This window comes from Clostridium sp. 19966, assembly GCF_032335695.1.
Taxonomy (GTDB): domain Bacteria; phylum Bacillota; class Clostridia; order Clostridiales; family Clostridiaceae; genus JACTOJ01.
The window spans coordinates 48,197-68,766 of the sequence record NZ_JACTOJ010000020.1; the positions used below are offsets into that span (position 1 = coordinate 48,197).

Here is a 20,570-nt window from a genome sequence, read left to right on the forward strand (position 1 = left end):
AATGAAACTAATATGTTTATAATAATAATATATAATTAATATATAGAAATTAAATTAAAAAAATGATACTATAATATGGTAAAGTGTAACAGTGTAGGAGGAATATACTAAATGAATTTGACAGAGACTTTGTTTGATAATAAATATCAAATAATTGGTAAGCTTGGCAGTGGAGGAATGAGCACTGTATACCTGGCAAAGGATGTAAAACTGCAAAAGCTTTGGGCTATAAAGGAAGTAAAAAAGAATGTAGGTGTGAAAAGCTTAAATAAGGTAGACTTGATGGCTGAAACTAATATTTTAAAGAAACTTGACCATCCAGCACTGCCTAGAATAGTGGATATAATCAATACAGAAGAGAGCATATTTGTAATTCTTGATTATATAGATGGAGTATCACTGGATAAAAGGCTTAAGGAATATAAAGTAATAGATGAAGGAACAGCCTTGTATTGGGCTAAGCAGATCTGCGACGTTTTAGATTATCTTCATAGACAGGAGCCTAATCCTATAATATATAGGGATATGAAACCAGGTAATTTAATGCTTACTCCCAGCGGAAAAATAAAATTAATTGATTTTGGAATAGCTAGAGAGTATAAAGAAGATGTTTCTCAAGATACCACTTACATTGGCACAAGAGGATATGCAGCTCCAGAGCAATATGGCAGCAATCAAACGGATGCAAGAACGGATATCTATAGCCTTGGGGTTACTCTATATCACCTTGTAACTGGGAAGAGTCCCAATGAACCTCCTTATGAAATAAAACCAATAAGAGAAGTTAACTACCTTCTTTCAGAGGGGTTAGAAAAAATAATAGAAAAATGTACAAGGCAAGATCCAAATTTAAGATATCAGAATGTTAGAGAGCTTTGGTATGACTTAGAAAATATACATAAATTAAATTCTCAATACAAAAATAATCAAGTAAAGAAGCTCGTAAAATTTTACTCTTTTTTAATACTCTTTTTTATATGCCTTGTTTTAACCATAAATGGAGTTATGGGTATTCATAAAGAAAAGGTAAGACAGTACAATGCAATAATAGATAATGGTAATAAATTTCAAGATTCAGGCAATGAAGACAAGGCGATAGAAACCTACAAAAATGCTATAAATGAGGATTCTTCTAATGCAGACGCTTATGGCAAAATTATAGATACTTATGTATCTCAAAATAATATTGATGACTGCATTGATTTTATTGATAACTATATAATAGATAAAAATTCTTCAGTGCTGAAAGAGGATAAACTTCTCTATAAAATAGCTATGGTATATTTTCAAAAGAAAAATTATGATTCTGCCTATAAATATTTCGCTCAGATCAAAGACGGGTCACAGGTTGGACTAGAGGGACTTAAATATTATAAGCCAGTGGCTCAGGCCCTAGGGTACAGCACACCTAAAACTAACGATGATGTGGAAAAGCTGGTTAAGGATTTAGCAGATTATGTTAACGGCAGCATGGATGTGGATTTTAAGATAAATGCTTATATAACGCTTGCTGGTATATACAGGGACAATCCCAATGTTTTTAAAGATAACACAGATAAAACCTTAGAGGTATTGGAAAAAGCCAATAGTATATGTGTAAATAAGGACAACCCTATATTATATGAGCAGCTGGCTAAGGCTTATTATGATAAAGCTATACAATATAAACCTGAGCCAGATACTTACCATAATTATCTAAACAAGGCTATAGATAATTATAAAATCTGTATTAATGCAGGTAGCAAGGTTTCAGACGATTATTATAATCTAGGAACCATATATAAGTATCTAGGAGATTTTCAAGACAGTGAAAAAATTTTTTTACAAGAAGTTAGTTCTTTTGGCCAAGACTATAAGGGATATATGGGGCTAGCTCTTTTATATGTCACTGATGAAAATAATAACAAATTAAAAAATTATGATAATTTTAAAAAGTATTATGATTTAGCGGTGGAAAAAAATCATAATGATAATGATGTAGACTTTATAACCTTACAAAAAAAGTATAATGATTTAAAAAATCAAGGTGTTATAAAGTAGGAGGACCTTATGGATATTATAACTCAAAATATAATAAAGATAGCGATAGGGATTTTAGGCATGATAATCTGTGCTGCTATGATATATAGAATGTATAAGGTGGAAGGCCTTAGCGAATATGCTAAACTTGACTTCCTAGTGAAATGGAGAAAGGATGCTCAATTAAATAAGCTTAAGAAGCTTCAAAAGAAGCTTAATTATAATATTGGAGCAACATCTGGCGGTCTTGATTATTCTTTGGGAAGGAATATTAATAGCCTTACCCTTGGAGAGAGCAAAGCACAGTCACAGTATATTGATACTCAAGGAGAAGAGGATACAGAATTATTAGCAAATATAAATGCTGATGATACCGAGCTAATAGATTGCAGCCCTCAGGAGGATACGGAGCTTTTGAATGTGGAAGAAGATAAAAAGAATGAAAGAAGGAAAGGTTCTTTAACAGTTGAAGCTGCTTTGGTAGTTCCTTTGTTTATGTTTGCTATACTTACTTTTGCTTATATCATGAACCTTGTCATGCTTCATGAAATAATTCAGGATTCTATCAATGAAGCTGCCAACGAGGTGGGAGAGTATAGCTACGTATATACTGGTAGTGGATTAGAGTCTGTAATAAATAGTTTAGCTCATAGTACCGAAATCGGAAAAGATAAAATAGATCAGCAGCAGCAAGCCATAGCAAGCGCCTATGAGACCTTAGGGAAATTTGGTGATATGAGTCCTGAAGAGCAGCAAGGCACCATTAATTCCGCCATAACAAATGCTGTTAACATGGGTAAATCTATAAAAAATTCAGATAAAAATCAAATAAAAGAAAAGGCAAAAACTATGGCAAAACAAGAAGGGGTCGGACTTATATGTTATGTAGGAGTTTTGCTATTTAATGATTATGGACCGGCGATTAATGAGGATATAACTTCTGCTATAGCTTATGCTTTTGTGCAAAATCAGGTTTCCTCAGGTACTATGTCGGCAGATGAGAGGCTTAAAAACTTTGGAGTGGTAGGGGGAATAGATGGCTTGGATTTTACAGGATCAAAAATATTAGCGGACAAAAAAAATGATATAGACATCCAAGTAACTTATGAAGTAAAATTGCCACTTCCTATTAAATTAATTCCTTCCTTCACTTTGAGACAAAATGCTTATGTAAGATGCTGGAATTATGGACCTTATAATTCCAAATAATAGCTTTGATGGGAGAAAGATATGGGTTATTTTATAGTTTTTATAGTTGCATTTTTGGCAAATATTTTAGTGCTTTACAGTTTATATAATAAGGGTGAGAAAGGAATTGCTAATATATTAATTAAGATGTTTTCTAAAAAAAGAAATATAGCTGCAGCACTGCTGTATTTAGCCTCAATGGAATTTGTTTTCAACAATGAAAAACAATTCAGATATTATGCTTTTTCATTTGTAATATTGACGGTTTTATATGTTGTAACTCTTATTGATATGGATAAATATATAATATTAAATAAATTGCTCATAATTATGGCGGCAGCAGCTTTAGGAAATTTGCTATTAAATCATAATATTACTTATATTGCGGCCTTGCTAGGAGTTTTAATCATGGGGGGCACTATGTTTCTTATTTCTAAGGCTACCAGAGGTGGACTGGGGCTTGGGGATGTTAAGCTTTTTGCAGTGTTAGGACTATGGCTTGGAATTTATGGTGTTATGTCTGTGTGCATATTGGCTATATTTGCTACAGCCATATTAAGTATTGTTTTGTTAATAAAGGACAGAAATAATAAAAATAAAGCTATTCCATTTTCACCCTTCATATATGTTTCCGTAGTAATAACTTTAATTAGCATATAGGAGGGGAGCTATGTTTTTTAAGTATGTTATCATTATTATTTTAGCTTCCGTATGCCTTTATACCGATATTAAATATAAAAAAGTTAAGAATAAGGTGCTGCTGATTTTTGCCTTGGCAGGGCTGGTTTTTAATATTGTGTTTTATGGGATATATGGGTTAGAAAATTCACTTTTAGCTTCCCTTATTCCTTTTTTTCTTTTATTTTTACTTTACGCTATTAGGATTATGGGAGCTGGAGATATTAAGCTCTTTTCTGTAATTGGAATAATAGGAGGAGTGAATTTTATCTTAAACAACATGTTGTTTTCTTTTGCTGCTGCTGGAATCATAAGTGCCTTTATAATGGTTATAAGAAAAAATTTTATTAAAAGGATTAAATATTTTTTCTATTATCTGATAAGATTTGCTTTAAGTAGAAAGGTGGTTCCTTACTCTGATTTTAAAGATGACAAAAGAGGGGATAAATTTCAATTTGTATATGGAATCTTTATTGGAACTATAATTCAAATAATTTTCAAAGAAATAGCATCATTAAGCTTTATATAGTTTAATGATGCTATTTAATATTTAATGATAAGTTTATTTACATAAAATTTATCCAAAGCGTCTTATATCATCAATACCTACACCTAATATTATTGCTATTGTCTCAATAATATTAAAGGATGGATTTTTCTTATCTCCGCGTTCCAGTTCTTCTAAATAACTTTTGGAAATTGTTACATTGAAGTTTCTTGAAAGATTTGATACATCCAGAGAAGTAAGCCCCCTATTCATTCTAATTTCCCTTATTTTTAAGCCGTCTACCACAACTTAACCCCCTTACAAATTCAATTGTATTAAGAGTAAAATAATAGTTTAAGGTAATTTATTAGAAAAACTAAGCTTAAAAAGCCTTTGTCTTTAATTATATTAATTATAGCATAGATTTAAGTTTTTAATGTTTAAAACTTTGTGAATTTTAAGAATTGTTATATTTTACTAAGTATATAAAATTTAAATATTGAAATAATATGGTTATACATTAATACTTAAAAGATGGGGTGATCGTAATGAAAAAAATCATAAGCATGATAATATTATTTTCAGTATCCATCTTTGCATCAAGCATTGCAGCTAATGATTGTGATGGATTTGAGATAAAGGACACCTTCAGAACGTATATAACAAGTCCCATTAGAATATAATGAGATCTGTTATATACTGATTGATTAATCTATACAGCTGTAAATTGATTTTTCTCTTCGCTATATTTATATCCAGCTGACTCCAATTTTGATGTTAGCAAGGTTATGCCTACATCTAAGTCTTCGCAGTAATCCTGCAAAGAAGAGTACTGATCCCTGAGCTTCATATTAATTATGCTTAAAAGCATGAATGGATCCATTTTTTCTATTTGCTCCTTATTCACAAATATCAATCCTTCTTTCAATAAAATTTTTATTCGAAACTTAAGGTCTTTATTAATCTATCTTCCCCAATAACAGTATTTTCAAATATTGAGGATGCATTTTCCTTATATTTTTCAGGTTCAGTAAGAGATGGGCTGAAGTGGGTTAGCCAAAGCTCCGATACTTGGGCCTTTTTTGCTATCTCTGCAGCTTCACTGAAAAGCATATGTTTATTTTTTATAGCTTTCGAAATTTCTTCATTGTCACCATACATTCCTTCGGCTATTAAAAGGTCACTGTAAGCTACAAAATCAACTAGCGAGTCTAAAGGTCTGGTATCAGTAAAGTAGCTTAGTCTCAAGCCTTTTCTTTCATCTCCCAGCACCATATCAGGGGAATAGGATATTCCATCTGCCTTTGCAGTTTCACCCTTTTGAAGCTTATTCCAAAGTTTCATTGGAATATTAAGCTTCTTGGCTTTTTCTGCATCGAATTTCCTAGCCCTCTTTATATCTATGGAATAAGCGGCGCAGGGAGCCATGTGATCTCCTGCCATGCTTTTTATGTAAATATCATCTATGGAAAAATCCACAGAACCATCCATGGAACATTCTATGTAGTAAATATCGTAAGGCAGTACAGGACACACTACCATAAGTCCTCTAAGTACATTTATAAATCCAGGAGGACCAATTATGGTGAGAGTCTCTTCTCTTCCTGAGTTTGCAATGGTGAGGAGAAGACCTGGAAGGCCTAAAACATGATCCGCATGGGCGTGAGTAAAGCATATCACATCAATGCTTTTGAAACCCCATCCAAGCAGTTTCATTGATACTTGAGTTCCTTCTCCGCAATCTATAAGTATTTTTCTTCCCCTGCAGCTTAGCAGCAGTGAGGTAAGAGCTCTATATGGAACTGGCAAACTGCCCCCGCAGCCAAGAAGACAAATATCCAGCATATTAACACCAACTTTCTTTTAGGCTATGCTTTAAAGCCTAAGTATTAAATCAGATATAATTTTATTATATCTAAAACTACGCAAAAAAATATAAAATACCAATAGAAATTTTGATAATTAAAATTTATTATAGTATTAGGAGAGTTAATTCACAATACTTATCCACAGGAAGGGGGTACAGCCTGCTTAGGCTGTTGATAATTTATGAGAATATTGCATACTGCAGATTGGCATCTTGGAAAATATCTAGACGGAATAAAAAACAGCAGATTAGACGAACAAGAGAAATTTATTGATGAACTTATAGATATAGTAGAAGAAAAAAATATACAGCTTGTTATCATCGCGGGAGATATATATGATAACAGCAATCCTCCTGCAAGAGCAGAAAGACTTTTTTATAAGACTCTTAAAAGGTTGTCTGCAGGAGGTGAGAGAACTATTTTAATAATAGCTGGAAACCATGACAACCCGGAAAGACTTGCAGCGTCAAATCCGTTAGCCCTAGAGCAGGGGATTATAATTCTTGGAACTCCCAAAGCCACCATAAGCCCAGGAAGCTATGGAAGCATTCAAGTGGCAGCTTCTATCGAGGGAGCTCTGGAATTAAAGATTGGTGAGGAGAGAGTAGCGATAGTGACTCTTCCATACCCAAGTGAAAAGAGATTGAATGAAATATTTATTGATAAGTCTTCAGATGAAGAGAGACAGAGTACCTATTCTGATAGAATCAAACAGGTATTCTCTGAACTTTCAGGCTGCTATAGGGAAGACACCATAAATATAGCCATTTCTCACATATATGTAGTTGGTGGGGAAAGCAGTGATTCTGAAAGGCAGATAGAACTTGGAGGATCTTTAGCGGTAAGACCTGAAGCTCTTCCAGAGAAGGCTCAGTACATAGCTCTTGGACATCTTCATAGACCTCAAAGGGTGAAAGGAATAAGCACAAAGGCATATTACAGCGGTTCTCCAATTCAATATAGCAAAAGTGAAATAGGCTATAGCAAGTGTGTGTATTTAATTGATGTAAAAGCTGGAGAAGAGGCTAATGTAGAAGAAATTTATCTTAAAAACTATAAGCCTATAGAGATTTGGAAATGCAAGGGTGTGGAGGAGGCTTTAGAAAAGTGTAAGGCAAATTCAGATAAGGATTCCTGGGTATATATAGAGATAGAAACCGAAGAATACATATCTCAGGAATACATAAAGCAGATGAATGAATATAAAAAAGATATTGTAGAAATATTACCTAAGATAGTTGGACAAGAAACCGAAGAGGAAGAAGAAATAAATATATCTGAGAAAAGCATATTAGAACTCTTTAAAGATTTTTACCTATCTCAAAGAGGAGTAGAGCCCAAGGAGGACATATTAAAGCTTTTTTCTGAAATAGCATACTCGGAGGGAGAAAATGAATGAAACCTAAAAAACTAATAATAAAGGGATTAAACAGCTTTGTTGAAGAGCAGGAAATAGATTTTAAGAGTCTTACCGATAAAGGTATATTTGGTATATTCGGACCTACTGGCAGCGGAAAATCTACTATTTTAGATGCTATGACTATAGCTTTGTATGGAAGTGTGGCAAGAGATACCAGAGAGTTCATGAATACTGAAAGTGACAGCCTAAGAGTGAGCTATGAATTCGAGATAGCTTCTTCCGGGGAAAGAAAAACTTATTGTGCTGAAAGGATTCTTTCAAGAGATAAAACTGGAAGCTATAAATCCAAGCATGCTGTGCTTACGGAATGTACAGCTGGAGAAACTAATGTTATTGCAGAAGGCGTTACAGATGTTAAAAATAATGTTGAAAAAATACTAGGTTTAACCTTTGACGATTTTACTAGATCTGTGGTACTTCCTCAAGGTAAGTTTAGCGAATTTTTAAAGCTGACAGGTAAGGAAAGAAGAAACATGCTGGAGAGGCTCTTTAATCTAGAGATGTTCGGAAGAAAGCTAGGCGATAAGATACGAGGGGTGAAAAGGGAAAAGAGTGATGCTTTGAATGTGCTCACTGGGCGAGAGAATATATATATTGAAAAAGGCGTGAGTGAAGAGAGCTATAAAAAGCTCAAAGAGGAGCTTTTGATTTTAGAGGAGGAAAACCAAAGGATAAAGTCTGAAAAAGAAAGTTTAGACAAGGAATATGAACAAAACAGATTATTGTGGCAGGCTCAAAAGGAATTAGAAGAATATAAAAATATTGAAAATCAGCTTTTAAAGGATTCAAGGCTTATAGAAGAGTCTAGAGAGAAACTTAACGTTTCTAGGAAAGCATGGATTATTAAGCCTTATATAGATGAGCTAAAGGATATAGCTTTAAAAATAAAAAACAGTGAAGAGTCTATTAAACATATGAAAGATAGGCTTCAGGAAAGCGAAAAAGAGCTTTCAGCTTTGGAGGAAAAATACAAAAGTAATGCTAAAATGAGAGAACAGGAGATACCTGTGCTCATAGAAAAAGAAACTAATTTAACTAGAGCTTTGGAGCTAATTGAGAAAAATAAAGAGCTTAAAAAGGAAAGAGAAGAGCTTTTAGGAGCTTATGGAACTAAGAAAGATTTACTTACTTCAATAAATTCGGAACTAAACGAAATAATTTCAAAACAGGAACAGCAGCAGAAGCTTAAAGCGGATTACGAGACAAAAATTGATAGTGAAACTATAACTGCCGAATATAGAAATGCTGTAAACAGCATGTATCTTCTGAATCAGGAAATAAGTAAAATTAAAATTTCACAGCAGGAACTGGAGAAGAAAAATTCATTGAGAAAAATGAATATCGATAAGCTTAAAATGGAAATAGAAGTTATAAACAGTAAAAAAGATATAAGCTTTAAGGAATTGGCTGTAGCTCAGGATGATATGGTTAAAATAAATAAAGATGTGCCTCCTGATAATTTTGTGCTAATTGCTATGAAGGAAAAAGTATTTAAATTAGATAAGAATATAGAAGAGGTTAGGGCTTATAAGGATAAAAAAGAAAATTCATCAGCTGAAATCCATGATATAGATAAAAAGCTTGTTGAATTAAAATCTTCTGAAAATGAGCTTCAGCTTCATATAGAAGAGCTTTCAGAAACCATAAAGCAGCTGGAGGAAAGAAAAAAGGAAATAGAGATAAGCAATATGGCAGCGGTATTATCAAGTGAGCTTAGGGATGGAATGCCTTGTCCTGTGTGCGGCTCCTTAGAACATCATAATAAGCATACTGTTTTTGATATGAAAGAGCTTAAAGAAATTGATGAAAATATTGATAAGCTTAAGCTTGAGATAAATGTTATAGAAAATAAGTTTAAAGAAGTTTCCATAGAAAAGATAAGTCTGGAAAAGAAAAGAGAACATATCTTGGGAGAAATTTTACCTTTGGAAGAAAAATATAAAGGAATGGATTTGAATTTTATAGAGGAACAAAAGCATTCACTAGAAGAAGAATTTAAGACTACGGAGAGTAAAATTCAGAATTTCACTAAAGGGAAAGAGGAGCTTGACCAGAAAATATCAAATTTAAAGGAAGAAAAGAATCAGATACAGCAGAAAGAAATAGCTTTCACGGAAAAGTATAACAGTGAAATCAATGCCTATGAGGAAGCAGCTAAAGAGCTTGAGGCTTCTGTAGAAAAGCTTAAGCCTTTAGAATTTGATTTAAGAGGTTTAAAAATTCAATTTAAGGTTGATAATATAGAAGAAGCACAAAAGAGCATTCTAAACAGAGAAAAAGAAGAGAAAATTCTTAAGGATAAATTAAAAGCAGCAAATGAGCTTTTAGAAAAAAATTCTATAGATAAAGAAAAAGCATTAGAAGAAAGAAATAAACTTGATATAGAAATTGCTAAAATACTTGAGAGCGGCAAAGAAAAGAGAGCTGTAATTGACAGAGAAGAAAAATATATAAATGAACTTACTGAGGGAAGAGAAGCTTTAAGCTATATAGAAGAAATAAGGAAGAGAAAAAAGGCTATAGTTGAAGAAGAAGCTGTTCTTAAGGAAATGCTAGAAGATTGCAGAAAAGAAAATAAAGAACTTAGCGATAGGCTCATCACAGAAAACTCTAGCATGAACCTTATGATAAGTCAGAAGCAGTTAAAAAAAGAAAATTGTCTAACGCAGGTGAAGCAATATAATTTTAAGGACTTTGCTTCTGTAGAAAAAGGAATCATAGCTGAAGCTGAAATGGAAATTGTGGAAAAATCCATAGAGAAATATGACAGCAGTTTAAATAAGGTAAGAGCCAATATAGAAGGTGTCAAGAAGAGAATAGGAGATAAGGTATTAGATGAGGGACAGTGGAACTTAATAATACTAAGAAGAGAGGAACTCAGTAAAAGTTTTGAAGAAAATATAAAAGAAATAGCTTCCTATGGTAAGGGAATAAAAGATATGGAAAGAGAATTGGAAGAATATAAACTTTTGAGAAAAGAAAAGAAGAGGCTTCAGCATGAATTCAGCTGCATGGAGGACATATCCAAATTAGTTGAGGGAAATAAATTTGTTGAGTTTATAGCCATGAATCAAATGAAATATATATGCAAAGAAGCATCAAAAAGGTTAAAGAGTATTACAGGGGGAAGGTATGCTTTAGAAATAGATTCAAATGGAAACTTCATTATGAGGGATGACTTTAATGGCGGAGCTAGAAGATCTACAGGAACTCTATCTGGAGGAGAAACCTTTCTGACCTCTTTAAGCTTAGCACTATCTTTGTCATCTCAGATACAATTAAAAGGAAGTGCTCCTTTGGAGTTCTTTTTCTTGGACGAAGGTTTTGGAACTTTAGATACAGATGCCTTAGATACAGTTATGTCTTCTCTTGAAAGACTTCATTCAGATAGGCTTTGTGTAGGTATAATAAGTCATGTAGAGGAAATAAGGAACAGGGTGCCTGTTAAGTTATTAGTAGAAGCTGCACAATATGGAATTTCTGGAAGCAGAGTAAAGATAGAATTAAGCTAGTTATAATTTTTATAAAAATTACCTTTAACAGTAAATTGTAAATTTTACAGTTTCAGCATATTATTGAATTTTTTAGAAGATATTCTTGCTTTCTTAAGTAAATTTTTATTAAAAATACACACAAAATTTTAAAAGTAACTAAAAAAGTAGTAATTCATAGAGGATTTTCCATCAATATGTAGAATATATTGATTGTTACCAAAAATCAAATAGCCTTAAAAGTAAATATGGAATATTTTATATAAAATAAAAATATAATGATATGATTCTTTTATTATTTTTGGAGGGTATAAATGGAACAGTTAGATGATTATTTACAAGGTATTTATGGGGAATTTAAATGTGTATTGAATAATGAAAAAAAGGAGCTGTTTTCCTTCTTTGGCTCGTCTTTGTTAAAGCTTCTTTCTGATGGTATATATTTTAAGATAGGCAGTAAGATAATATTTTCTAATCCTTCGGCCAATAATATTTTTACTGGAAATTCTGAGAATAGTGTGGTGGGTTACGATATAAAACATTTACTTATAATGGAAGGTGAAAATTTAGATTTATATTGCAAAGCGATGATGCAGCTGGAAATTCAGGGAGAATTAAGCCCAACTCGAGTTAAAATAAGGAGAAGGTCGGATAATGAGGAAAAATATTTAGAGTTCGAAGGAAAAAATTATATATTTAAAGGTAAAAAAATATTTGTAGGTATCATCAGGGACATATCAGATAGCATGTTAGTGAAGGAATATAGAGAAGAATATGAGAAAAGTGCTAACATGCTTGATGAAATGTTAAAGTCAGACATGTTGAAAACTCAGTTTTATGAAAATTTGTCTCATGAATTAAGAACTCCTTTAAATGTAATCTTAGGAGCTGTTCAACTGCAAAATTTAATTTTTGATAAAAATACTTGCGAAGTTGGAAGAAGCAGTGCTAGAAAATACAATAGAATAATAAGGCAGAATTGTTACAAGCTATTAAGAATAGTGAATAATTTATTAGATATAACCAAGCTGGAATATGGAAGAATGGATCTGCAGCTCAAAAATAGTAATATAATAGCTGAAATTGAAGATGTGACTATGTCGGTGGTGGAATATGCTTCTAGCAAAGGGATTGAATTGATTTTTGATACGGATATTGAAGAGAAATATATGGCTTTTGATGAGGATAGCATTGAGAGAATAATGATGAATCTTCTATCAAACGCAGTAAAATTCACATCACCAGGTAAAAAAATTTTTGTAAATGTGAAGGATTTGCAAAATCAGCTTCTTATATCTGTGAAAGATGAAGGAGAAGGAATAGCTAAAGAGGAGCTTGAAAAAATTTTTGATAGATTTTCTCAAGTGGATAGTAATCTTACAAGAAGAAGCAAAGGTACGGGAATAGGTCTATCATTAGTGAAGTATTTAGTGGATCTTTATGAAGGCTCCATATGGGTAGATAGCAAATTAAATGAAGGAACTGAATTTACTATAAAGCTTCCTGTAAAACTTGTGGAAGACGATGATTCGAAAATTAATGAAAATTTTATAAGGCAGAATAAGATTGAAAGAGCTTGCGTAGAATTTTCAGATATATATAATCTTGAATAAGGAAATAATTTTAAAATTTATTTGATTTTTTTAGATGTTTATGCTAATATAGTAATGTTATTTTGCGGCTGTACCTCAATTGGATAGAGGACTCGGCTACGAACCGAGGTGCTACGGGTTCGATTCCTGTCAGCCGCATTTATATGAAACTATGAGTTCTTCTCATAGTTTTTTTGTTTGGTAAAGCTCCAATAAGTACAAAAAAGCTGTTGGCTATAATAATAGCATTTTCAGGCTGCTTGCTAACCTCTGGTGTAATTAGCAGCAAAGAAAAATTATCTGCTATAGGAGTTTTATGCGGACTATTATCAGCAGTTTTCTACTCATTCATGAATGTATATTCCGGTAAAAACCTTAGGAATACGGACTCACTTACCATCAATTTCTACTCCACGATATTTTCTTTGATTTCATTAATTATATACAGACCTCCTATATTTTTATTAAAGGTTCTGTTATAAATCAGTGTTGATTTTTCACTGATTTATAACTTCCTTTAGTTCGGGAGGCTGTGTTTTAAAATGTTGATATTATCGTTTGAGTTCATTTGCGAAAAACGCCTTTATCAACATCCTTTTAAAACATAGTCTTATTAAAAGGAGAATATAATTTATCCTTGATAATATTCACAGCTATATTAGCAGTATTATGTGAGATAGTGCCTCTAACTCTGCTTTATTCATCAATAAAGCATATAGGCTCTTTAAGAGTATCTATAATAGGAAATTTAGAAATACCAGTAGCAATAATATTTTCTTACTTTGCTCTAGGAGAAAGGATAAATATTGCTCAAATTCTGGGTGCATGCATGGTAGTATATGCTGCCTATACTGTTCAAAAAATAGAGAATTAAAACAAAACTTTCGTTTGCTTTCGAATATTTTTTAAAAAAACGTTGACAAAAGAAATAAAACGTAATAAAATAAAATCAAACAAAGATAATAATAACAAACGCAATATAAATGTAAGGAGTAAGGAAATGTTTGGTGAAGAAAGAAAAGCTCAAATAATTAACTTACTAAAGCTTCAGGGTGATGTAAAGGTTTCCAATTTAGCTGATACCTATAAAGTTTCAGAAGTTACTATACGAAAGGATTTGCAAGAATTAGAAGAAGAAGGGCTTATCAAAAGAGTTCATGGAGGAGCAGTATTAGTTCATAATACAAAATTTGAACCTACTTTCTATGAAAAAGTTGATAAGTTCATAGAAGAAAAGATAGCCATAGGGAAGCAAGCTGCTTCTATGGTAGAGGATGGTGATACTGTAGCTTTAGACGGAGGAACTACAAATCTTCAAATAGCCAGAAATATAAGGGCAAATAATCTCACAGTAATAACTAATTCTCTAGATATAGCTATAGAGCTTTCTAATAATCACAGCAATGAAGTTATAGTTATAGGAGGAACTCTTAGAAGTCATACCAGAGCTCTTATAGGACCAATAGCAAGCAGCATATTAAAAAATGTAAGAGTGGATATAGCTTTTGTAGGAGCTAATGGAATATCTCTAGATTATGGTATCACCACACCAAACATGAATGAAGCGCAGACTAAACGTGAAATAATAGAAAGTGCAGAAAGGGTAATAATAGTTTGTGATCATAGTAAATTTAGCGAAGTATGTTTTGCTAAAATTACGGATTTTGACAAAATACATTATATAGTTACAGATAGCAAACTAGATGAAGGAGTGAGAAAAGAATTTAGAGAGAAGGGAATAAGAATAATTACAGCAAAGGAGGGGATTTAATGATTTTAACCGTAACTTTGAATCCTGCAGTAGATAAGACTATAAAAATATCTGATCTAAAGATTGGAGAAGTAAATAGAATAGATTTTTCCAGAGTAGATGCTGGTGGAAAAGGAATAAATGTTTCAAAGACTATAAAGCAGTTAGGCGGAAAAAGTACAGCATTAGGCTTTATAGGAGGCTCCAATGGAGAATTTATCAGAGAACATCTAGACAGTTCAGAAATAGAAAATGACTTTGTTAGAATACCTGGAGAAACTAGACTCAATACTAAAATAGTAGATATCGTAAATAATACTTATACGGATATAAATGAAAATGGTCCCCAGATATCTAAAGAAGAGCTTACAAAAATAAGAGAAAAAATAAGCTCCTATATGAAAGACGGAAACTTGATAGTTCTTTCCGGAAGCTTACCTAAAGGAATAAATGAAGACTTCTATAAAGAGATTATATTAGAAGCTAATGAAAAAAAATGTAGGGTTATATTAGATGTGGACGGTAAAAAGTTTACAGAAGCCATAAAAGCTGGACCATACCTTATTAAACCTAATATTCATGAATTAGAAAAAGCTTTTCAGGTTAGCATAGAGAGTGAACAAGAGCTCATCGACGTAGCAAAGGAAATCCTTGAATATGGAGTTGAATATGTGGTGGTATCAAGAGGACATGAAGGCTCCATAATGATAAGCAAAGACAAGGTGATTAAGGCAAAAGGAATTAAGGTTAAAGTAGGAAGCACTGTAGGAGCAGGAGATTCTATGGTAGGAGCATTAGCTTTATCCATAGAACAGGGGCAAAGCATGGAGGAAGCTTTAAGACTTGCAGCAGCCACTGGAACAGCCAATGTTACTACGGAGGGTACTCAAAGCCCGGATATAAGCTTAATAAACAAGTATTTAGAACAAATTGAATTGTTATATTTATAGAGGAGATGAAATTATGAACATTACAGAAATTATGAATAAGGATCTTATAAAGCTTGAATTGGAGGCAGACAATAAAAATGACGCCATCAGAGAATTAGCGGACATCATAGATAAGACTGGTAACTTAAACAATAAGGAAGAGTACATCAACGCAGTAATGGAGAGAGAAAAGGTATTTTCCACAGGAATAGGAATGGGAATAGCTATACCTCATGGAAAAACCAATGCAGTAAAAAAGCCAACTCTAGCATTCGGAAGAAGTAAAAAAGGCATAGATTATAATTCAATGGACGGAACTCCTGCAAAATTATTTTTCATAATAGCCGTACCGGAGGATTCAAATGATGAACATCTAAGATTACTGGCTCAAATCTCTAGAAAGCTTATGCATGAAGAGCTAAGAAACAATCTGTTAAATGCCAGTACTGCTGAAGAAATATTAAAATTCTTAGAATAAAAGGAAGGGGTGTATCAATATGAAAATAGTAGCTATTACATCATGTCCTACAGGAATTGCGCATACCTATATGGCTGCAGAAGCATTGTCTATCGCAGCCAAGGAAATGGGAGTTGATATGAAGGTTGAAACTCAAGGTTCTGTAGGAGCAGAAAATGTGTTGACAGAAAAGGAAATAAAAGAAGCAGATTGTGTCATCATCGCTGCAGATACTAATGTTTCTAAAGACAGATTTGTAGGCAAAAAAATGGTGGAAGTTGGAGTTTCAGATGCTATTAAAGATGCCAAGGGACTTATAGACAGGGCTAAGACAGCAAAAGCCTATAAAGCAGCTTCAGCGGATCTTACAGATGAAGTCAGCAAGATAAAAGAGCAGAAAAGCTCAGAGAGAAAAGGCCCTTATAAGCACCTTATGACAGGGGTATCCTTCATGATACCATTCGTAGTAGCTGGAGGTATTATAATAGCACTATCCTTTGCTTTTGGAATTACCGCCTTTAAGCAAGAGGGAACTTTAGCAGCAGCACTTATGAAGATAGGCGGCAGCAATGCCTTTGCATTGATGGTTCCTATACTATCTGGTTATATCGCATATTCAATAGCTGATAGACCAGGACTTGTACCAGGTATGGTTGGCGGTATGTTGTCAGCTTCCTTGGGAGCAGGTTTCTTAGGCGGTATAGTATCAGGTTTCATGGCTGGTTACTTCGTAGAATTTTTAAAGAAAACGATTAAGCTTCCAAAATCACTTCAAGGTTTAATGCCAGTGCTGGTACTTCCTATAATATCTACTCTTGTAGTAGGTTTGGCAATGATATATATAGTTGGAGCACCTATGGCAGCTATAAATACAGCTATGAGTGATTGGCTTAAAAACTTAAGCGGTGCGAACTCAGTATTACTTGGAATCATATTAGGACTTATGATGGCCTTTGACTTAGGAGGACCAGTAAACAAAGCAGCCTATGCCTTTGGTACAGCTACACTAGCAAGTGGACAGCCATCCATGGTTATGGCAGCAGTTATGGCAGCAGGTATGACACCTCCTTTAGGAGTAGCGCTTGCTACAGTTATAGCTAAAGATAAATTCACAGAACAGGAAAGAGAAGCAGGAAAGGCAGCTTGGGCATTAGGAGCATCATTCATAAGTGAAGGAGCAATACCTTTTGCAGCATCAAATCCTCTAAGAATAATACCTTCCTTCATGGCAGGATCGGCAGTTACAGGAGCACTTTCAATGCTATTTAAAGTTAAATTAGCTGTACCTCACGGTGGAGTATTCGTATTCTTCATACCTCATGCAGTAACAGGCTTACTCTACTACTTAATTGCTATAGTAGCAGGAACAGTTGTAACAGGATTATCCATATCAGTACTTTTGAAAAAGAAAGAAGCATAAATAGAAAAAAACCTAGTGGAGGGCTAATCTACTAGGTTTTTTATTTTAGTACTGCATATGGGGGATGCAGTACTAATTCTACATATAATGATGAAATCATACATTATACATAGTAGAACTTTTGGTTCTATAGGGGCTTAAAAGATTTTTTTATATATACTCAAAATATCCTGATAGGATAAAGAGATATAGCTATTATTGAACAAGTATCGGTAATCATAGTAAGCAGTCTTTGTAAATGCCTGCACATCTTCCAAAGTCATACCATAGGTTCTTCCTCTTTTTCTTGGCATCAGTTTATTAAATAAAATCTGTAAATTATCATATATAAGTTCATCATTTCTAATGCCTAAAAATTCACCGATAATGTTATTTAAAAACTTTATCTTACCTGAAGAGTTTTTTGAGTTGTACTTTTTGAATACATCTGTAAAAAACTCATAATAGCATTCCGATGGAACAACATGATATTTTTCCATAAGCGGTCTAGATAAAGCATTTATAGAACAAAAACCTGTGTTACTAATTGCAATTTCAGCATAATTTGATGCTATAAAGAAGTCCTCTAAAAGTTCACTGAAATTATCTTTTCCAATATCTAAAAGTCTTCTTAAACCTGATAACACAGTTTTTATGGCAGATTCACTAAAAAGTTCAGTATAGGAACTTGAATTTACAGATAAATAAGATTCCATAGCATTTATCAAAGTATTGATTGAAGCGATGATGAAAGTTCTAGAGGATGTCCCTTTTAAAAATTCAGGAATCAAAACTATATGATTAGAATTAAGCTTATCCATGGATGAATAGGCACCAAATTCTTTATAACCTATGGTGGTGTTTCCTACATCGCATACATCTGGTAACAGTATAAGCTCTAAGCCTTTTTGTGAAGCTAGATTTCTAGCTACATTAAACACTCTGCTGTCACCAACAGCAATTATTCTCTTATAATCATAGTTACTGATATCTAAACTTATACTATCATATGCTTCCTTTGAAGAAGAAAACTTATTTAAAAAAATACAGTTCCAGTCTTTCGAAAAATTTGTCAGTTTTTTTCTAAAAACAGATAATTCTGTAATGAACAAGTCATTTTCGTCAACCTTAAAGCTCTCAACAAACTCCTGAAAATTACAGAAAGTATGTATTTGTGGCTTTAAAGCGAATAATTTCATGACCCTACATCCTTCCTTATACAAATGTTTTAGTGCTTAGATGTTTGTTCTAAACCTGTCATTAATTAAATTATAGATTTCTTTTTAAATATATAAAGCATTAGTAAGTTGTTTAAAAATATTTTAACAATATTCAAAAAAAACGCATAAAAAAGTAAACATTTATTAAAAGTAAATGTTTACTATGGGTTTAATTTGCTAAAAATTAGTTTTAATAGGATAAAGCCTATATTACTTTTGTCCCTATCTTCTCTCCAAGTTTTATTTTTGATTCAAAGCCATCTTCGGTTTGAGAAAGAATATCTTCATCAAATTTAACTTTATTTTTTTCTATAAACATCATAACTGTAGAGCCTCCGAATTTGAAAAAGCCTTTCTCACTTCCTCTTGTCACTCTTTGGTTTGGAGTGTAGCTCTGAACAATGGAACCAACAGAAGTAGCTCCTACTTCCATATATAGCAGTGATCCAAAATTATCAGATTGGAAAAGGCTCCATTCTCTTTTATTTTGGCAAAATAATTTTTCCTTTTTGTTTAAAGCAACTGGATTTACTGAGTAGTAATAGCCCTTGACTTTGTTATTATCAAGGCATACGCCGTCATCCACAAAATGAAATCTATGATAATCTGTAGGACACAACCTAAGTATTAAACAGCTGCCCCCTTGGAACATATCAAATAATTTAGGATCATTTATTAGCTCTCTAAAGCTGTAAGTTAACCCTTTAATTTGAACGAGATTATCTATATCAATGTTTTCATGTATTAGAAGCCTTCCGTCTCCAGGAGATATAAAGCTGTTTTTATCCATATCCACGGGTCGTCCCTGGGGAGTAATCTTTCTCACAAAAAAGTCGTTAAAACATTTGAAACTATTAACATCATCCTGGCAAATGGACATATCAATATCAAAATCCTTAATAAAGGCTTTTATTTTGCCTTTGCTTATAGGATTGTCACAATATAATCCAGTTAATTTAGAAAATAGTTTTTTCTTCACTATAAGCTCTAAAATACTGAGTCCTATTGGAGAGGAGTATATCCAATTTAAATATTTTTCCCCTGCAACTTTTTCAATTTCATAATCTTTAGTATTTCTATCGTAAATTTTAATCATACCAATATCTCCATATTTAAATTTAGTTCTGCGCTAAGTAAATTATAATAGTAAAGCCCTCTCAACACAATAACATAGCATATAATAAAAGGTTGAAGGGATAAAAATATTGGTATATTATAAAAATATATTTAACTATGGAGTGAGGATTTCAAATGAACAAAACTAAAAATGCTATATTTGAAGTAGCAATAAAAGAGTTTTCTATGAACGGATACAATAAAACCACTATGGACAGCATTGCAGAAAAAGCAGGAGTGGCAAAAGGCACACTTTACTATCACTTTAATAGCAAAGAAGAAATATTTAACTACATAATGGAAGAAGGGATGAGCAGGTTATCATATAGAGTTGAGGAGGCGGTAAAAGGTCAGAAGAACTTTTATTCAAAATTCAAAATTTTATGCAAGGTTCAGCTTATGATGGTTTATGAAAATAAAGAGTTTTTTAAAGTGATAATGAGTCAGCTTTGGGGGCAGGAATCAAGGCAGTTAGAACTCAGAAAAGCCTTAAAAGACTACTTTTCCCAATTAGAAGGGTATATAAAGGAAGCTATAGCAGAAAAGGCTATAAGGGGCGGAAATGCTGCTCTCATGGCATATTCTTTGTTCGGAACCATTTGTGCAGCTGCAATATACGAACTTATAAACAACAGTATGGAAATAGATGCTGTGGTGGATAACCTTATGGATTATATATTAAAGGGAGTAGATTGTGAAAATGTTTACAGTTAATTAACAAACCGTACTTAATCTCTACAAAGTTTTGACACAAAACTATAGTATTATTAAACCATAGAAATTAAATAATTTAAGAAATAATATCAAAACAGTTGGTTAGTCCCCCTTTCCAACTGTTTTTTGTTCTGTTCCAAATCAGTATTGGTTAGAATCTATATTGACAAATCAAAAAAATAATAGTATAAATAAACTGACCAGTCAGTACAAAAATGTACAAACTGTATTCGCTTAAGGAA

At 32.8% G+C, this 20,570-nt stretch carries 19 protein-coding genes and 1 tRNA gene; 15 read left to right on the forward strand and 5 right to left on the reverse strand.

What is annotated here, in order from left to right; genetic code table 11:
* Window positions 1–111: 111 nt before the first annotated feature.
* Genes IAI10_RS18140 through IAI10_RS18155 form a run of 4 tightly spaced genes read left to right on the forward strand, consistent with a single transcriptional unit; the run spans window position 112 to window position 4,414 of the window.
* Window positions 112–2,040 (forward strand): protein kinase domain-containing protein, encoded by a 1,929-nt coding sequence (locus IAI10_RS18140; protein WP_315674723.1) that lies wholly within the window; start codon window positions 112–114, stop codon window positions 2,038–2,040.
* A 9-nt stretch (window positions 2,041–2,049) separates the two neighbouring features.
* The gene (locus tag IAI10_RS18145; protein ID WP_315674724.1) at window positions 2,050–3,228 is read left to right on the forward strand and encodes a pilus assembly protein; all 1,179 of its coding nucleotides are present in this window, start codon (window positions 2,050–2,052) and stop codon (window positions 3,226–3,228) included.
* 21 nt (window positions 3,229–3,249) lie between these two features.
* A complete protein-coding gene (locus tag IAI10_RS18150) occupies window positions 3,250–3,867 on the forward strand; it encodes an A24 family peptidase (protein WP_315674725.1) in 618 nt (205 codons plus the stop codon).
* Between the two features lie 10 nt (window positions 3,868–3,877).
* Window positions 3,878–4,414: a prepilin peptidase gene (locus tag IAI10_RS18155; protein ID WP_315674726.1), complete on the forward strand. Its 537-nt coding sequence runs from the start codon at window positions 3,878–3,880 to the stop codon at window positions 4,412–4,414.
* Between the two features lie 48 nt (window positions 4,415–4,462).
* On the opposite strand, the gene IAI10_RS18160 is transcribed toward IAI10_RS18155, so the two are convergent.
* Entirely contained in the window at window positions 4,463–4,678 is a 216-nt protein-coding gene (locus tag IAI10_RS18160; RefSeq protein ID WP_315674727.1) for a helix-turn-helix transcriptional regulator, read from the reverse strand.
* 242 nt (window positions 4,679–4,920) lie between these two features.
* Between IAI10_RS18160 and IAI10_RS18165 the strand changes: the two genes are divergently transcribed.
* The gene (locus IAI10_RS18165) at window positions 4,921–5,055 is read left to right on the forward strand and encodes a hypothetical protein (protein WP_315674728.1); all 135 of its coding nucleotides are present in this window, start codon (window positions 4,921–4,923) and stop codon (window positions 5,053–5,055) included.
* A 29-nt stretch (window positions 5,056–5,084) separates the two neighbouring features.
* Here IAI10_RS18165 and IAI10_RS18170 read toward each other — a convergent pair whose 3' ends face one another.
* Complete coding sequence (locus tag IAI10_RS18170) at window positions 5,085–5,279, reverse strand: DUF4250 domain-containing protein (RefSeq protein ID WP_315674729.1); 195 nt, start codon at window positions 5,277–5,279, stop codon at window positions 5,085–5,087.
* Window positions 5,280–5,308: 29 nt separating this feature from the next.
* On the reverse strand, window positions 5,309–6,217 hold the full coding sequence (locus IAI10_RS18175; RefSeq protein ID WP_315674730.1) for a ribonuclease Z: 909 nt from the start codon (window positions 6,215–6,217) through the stop codon (window positions 5,309–5,311).
* A 204-nt stretch (window positions 6,218–6,421) separates the two neighbouring features.
* Between IAI10_RS18175 and IAI10_RS18180 the strand changes: the two genes are divergently transcribed.
* The 9 genes from IAI10_RS18180 (at window position 6,422) to IAI10_RS18220 (ending at window position 17,299) form a co-directional block, all read left to right on the forward strand.
* Window positions 6,422–7,639 (forward strand): exonuclease SbcCD subunit D, encoded by a 1,218-nt coding sequence (locus tag IAI10_RS18180; RefSeq protein WP_315674731.1) that lies wholly within the window; start codon window positions 6,422–6,424, stop codon window positions 7,637–7,639.
* Window positions 7,636–11,172, forward strand: coding sequence for an SbcC/MukB-like Walker B domain-containing protein (locus IAI10_RS18185; RefSeq protein WP_315674732.1), 3,537 nt, complete (start codon window positions 7,636–7,638; stop codon window positions 11,170–11,172). The genes IAI10_RS18180 and IAI10_RS18185 overlap by 4 nt, the downstream gene beginning before the upstream one ends.
* Before the next feature lie 293 nt (window positions 11,173–11,465).
* Window positions 11,466–12,764: a PAS domain-containing sensor histidine kinase gene (locus IAI10_RS18190; RefSeq protein ID WP_315674733.1), complete on the forward strand. Its 1,299-nt coding sequence runs from the start codon at window positions 11,466–11,468 to the stop codon at window positions 12,762–12,764.
* Window positions 12,765–12,828: 64 nt separating this feature from the next.
* Window positions 12,829–12,902 (forward strand) — tRNA-Arg (locus IAI10_RS18195).
* Between the two features lie 445 nt (window positions 12,903–13,347).
* On the forward strand, window positions 13,348–13,617 hold the full coding sequence (locus tag IAI10_RS18200) for an EamA family transporter (RefSeq protein WP_396334408.1): 270 nt from the start codon (window positions 13,348–13,350) through the stop codon (window positions 13,615–13,617).
* Between the two features lie 126 nt (window positions 13,618–13,743).
* On the forward strand, window positions 13,744–14,514 hold the full coding sequence (locus tag IAI10_RS18205; protein ID WP_315674735.1) for a DeoR/GlpR family DNA-binding transcription regulator: 771 nt from the start codon (window positions 13,744–13,746) through the stop codon (window positions 14,512–14,514).
* Entirely contained in the window at window positions 14,514–15,443 is a 930-nt protein-coding gene (gene pfkB / locus IAI10_RS18210) for a 1-phosphofructokinase (protein WP_315674736.1), read from the forward strand. The genes IAI10_RS18205 and pfkB overlap by 1 nt, the downstream gene beginning before the upstream one ends.
* Before the next feature lie 13 nt (window positions 15,444–15,456).
* The gene (locus IAI10_RS18215) at window positions 15,457–15,900 is read left to right on the forward strand and encodes a PTS sugar transporter subunit IIA (RefSeq protein ID WP_315674737.1); all 444 of its coding nucleotides are present in this window, start codon (window positions 15,457–15,459) and stop codon (window positions 15,898–15,900) included.
* Between the two features lie 19 nt (window positions 15,901–15,919).
* Window positions 15,920–17,299, forward strand: a complete 1,380-nt coding sequence (locus IAI10_RS18220; RefSeq protein ID WP_315674738.1) for a fructose-specific PTS transporter subunit EIIC — start codon at window positions 15,920–15,922, stop codon at window positions 17,297–17,299.
* 137 nt (window positions 17,300–17,436) lie between these two features.
* Here the strand turns inward: IAI10_RS18220 and IAI10_RS18225 are convergent, their stop codons facing one another.
* Both IAI10_RS18225 and IAI10_RS18230 read right to left on the reverse strand, forming a co-directional pair.
* Window positions 17,437–18,477, reverse strand: a complete 1,041-nt coding sequence (locus tag IAI10_RS18225) for an iron-containing alcohol dehydrogenase (RefSeq protein WP_315674739.1) — start codon at window positions 18,475–18,477, stop codon at window positions 17,437–17,439.
* Between the two features lie 226 nt (window positions 18,478–18,703).
* Window positions 18,704–19,594, reverse strand: coding sequence for a phosphatidylserine decarboxylase (locus tag IAI10_RS18230; protein ID WP_315674740.1), 891 nt, complete (start codon window positions 19,592–19,594; stop codon window positions 18,704–18,706).
* 155 nt (window positions 19,595–19,749) lie between these two features.
* Between IAI10_RS18230 and IAI10_RS18235 the strand changes: the two genes are divergently transcribed.
* Window positions 19,750–20,328, forward strand: coding sequence for a TetR/AcrR family transcriptional regulator (locus tag IAI10_RS18235; RefSeq protein ID WP_315674741.1), 579 nt, complete (start codon window positions 19,750–19,752; stop codon window positions 20,326–20,328).
* Window positions 20,329–20,570 lie beyond the last annotated feature (242 nt).

What these genes read in the sequence shown, in the direction of transcription:
- IAI10_RS18150 (WP_315674725.1), top strand. Translation starts at nt 3,250, where the DNA reads ATGGGTTATTTTATAGTTTTTATAGTTGCATTTTTGGCAAATATTTTA.
- IAI10_RS18145 (WP_315674724.1), top strand. Translation starts at nt 2,050, where the DNA reads ATGGATATTATAACTCAAAATATAATAAAGATAGCGATAGGGATTTTA.
- pfkB (WP_315674736.1), top strand. Translation starts at nt 14,514, where the DNA reads ATGATTTTAACCGTAACTTTGAATCCTGCAGTAGATAAGACTATAAAA.
- IAI10_RS18185 (WP_315674732.1), top strand. Translation starts at nt 7,636, where the DNA reads ATGAAACCTAAAAAACTAATAATAAAGGGATTAAACAGCTTTGTTGAA.
- IAI10_RS18205 (WP_315674735.1), top strand. Translation starts at nt 13,744, where the DNA reads ATGTTTGGTGAAGAAAGAAAAGCTCAAATAATTAACTTACTAAAGCTT.
- IAI10_RS18215 (WP_315674737.1), top strand. Translation starts at nt 15,457, where the DNA reads ATGAACATTACAGAAATTATGAATAAGGATCTTATAAAGCTTGAATTG.
- IAI10_RS18175 (WP_315674730.1), bottom strand. Translation starts at nt 6,217, where the DNA reads ATGCTGGATATTTGTCTTCTTGGCTGCGGGGGCAGTTTGCCAGTTCCA.
- IAI10_RS18155 (WP_315674726.1), top strand. Translation starts at nt 3,878, where the DNA reads ATGTTTTTTAAGTATGTTATCATTATTATTTTAGCTTCCGTATGCCTT.
- IAI10_RS18220 (WP_315674738.1), top strand. Translation starts at nt 15,920, where the DNA reads ATGAAAATAGTAGCTATTACATCATGTCCTACAGGAATTGCGCATACC.
- IAI10_RS18165 (WP_315674728.1), top strand. Translation starts at nt 4,921, where the DNA reads ATGAAAAAAATCATAAGCATGATAATATTATTTTCAGTATCCATCTTT.
- IAI10_RS18190 (WP_315674733.1), top strand. Translation starts at nt 11,466, where the DNA reads ATGGAACAGTTAGATGATTATTTACAAGGTATTTATGGGGAATTTAAA.
- IAI10_RS18235 (WP_315674741.1), top strand. Translation starts at nt 19,750, where the DNA reads ATGAACAAAACTAAAAATGCTATATTTGAAGTAGCAATAAAAGAGTTT.
- IAI10_RS18140 (WP_315674723.1), top strand. Translation starts at nt 112, where the DNA reads ATGAATTTGACAGAGACTTTGTTTGATAATAAATATCAAATAATTGGT.
- IAI10_RS18225 (WP_315674739.1), bottom strand. Translation starts at nt 18,477, where the DNA reads ATGAAATTATTCGCTTTAAAGCCACAAATACATACTTTCTGTAATTTT.
- IAI10_RS18230 (WP_315674740.1), bottom strand. Translation starts at nt 19,594, where the DNA reads ATGATTAAAATTTACGATAGAAATACTAAAGATTATGAAATTGAAAAA.
- IAI10_RS18180 (WP_315674731.1), top strand. Translation starts at nt 6,422, where the DNA reads ATGAGAATATTGCATACTGCAGATTGGCATCTTGGAAAATATCTAGAC.